Here is a 315-nt window from a genome sequence, read left to right on the forward strand (position 1 = left end):
GCTTTTGATTCATTCCCTGACACATAAACTCCTACCATATAGTCACCTATTTTATTAGTTGACTGATCCTTTACTTCTATGTTTACATTACCATTTGAAATAAATTCTGCTCTTGCTCCAGTTGTTCTAAATAGTTTTAATCCAGATAATTGATGTCCAAAATGTACCGCAACCCTTTTATAACCTGACCCAACTATTCTATCAGCAATTTTTGTATCTGGAGTATTTTGAACTTTAACATCCATATTATTTACTGTCAACCTAGATACATCTGTTTTACTTCCACCATCCCAATCATATCCAACAGCTACACCA

At 33.7% G+C, this 315-nt stretch carries 1 protein-coding gene; it reads right to left on the reverse strand.

Features of this window, described 5'->3' with window-relative positions:
- On the reverse strand, window positions 1–315 hold a 315-nt coding region (locus tag AYC59_RS07985; RefSeq protein WP_211260042.1), incomplete at both ends, for a hypothetical protein.

Source organism: Pseudostreptobacillus hongkongensis (assembly GCF_001559795.1).
Taxonomy (GTDB): Bacteria; Fusobacteriota; Fusobacteriia; order Fusobacteriales; family Leptotrichiaceae; genus Pseudostreptobacillus; species Pseudostreptobacillus hongkongensis.